The organism is Psychroserpens mesophilus (assembly GCF_050617655.1).
GTDB lineage: Bacteria > Bacteroidota > Bacteroidia > Flavobacteriales > Flavobacteriaceae > Psychroserpens > Psychroserpens mesophilus_A.
The window spans coordinates 1-255 of the sequence record NZ_JBODQC010000307.1 but is presented as its reverse complement, the minus strand read 5'-3'; the positions used below and the strand labels follow the sequence as shown (position 1 = coordinate 255).

1 protein-coding gene is annotated in these 255 nt (G+C 46.3%); it reads left to right on the top strand.

Going from position 1 to position 255, the window contains the following annotated elements; genetic code table 11:
* On the top strand, nt 1-255 hold a 255-nt coding region (locus ACRHNM_RS17375; protein WP_431137904.1), incomplete at both ends, for a PorV/PorQ family protein.

Genomic DNA, 255 nt, shown 5'->3' with positions numbered 1-255 from the left:
GCTCCGGATGGATTCAGTGAAGAGCTGAAGGAAGTTACTTGGGCATTGGGTGCGGAGTACCGTTTCCGTGAGGCCTTTATGCTGCGCAGTGGTTACTTTAACGAAAGTCCGGAAAAAGGGGCCCGTAAATATTTCACCTTGGGTGCCGGATTTAAGTTCAAATCGGCCCAAATAGACCTTTCGTACCTGTTCTCCACTTCACAAGTAAAGAACCCATTGGAAAACACCTTGCGTTTTTCGTTGACCTTTAATTTT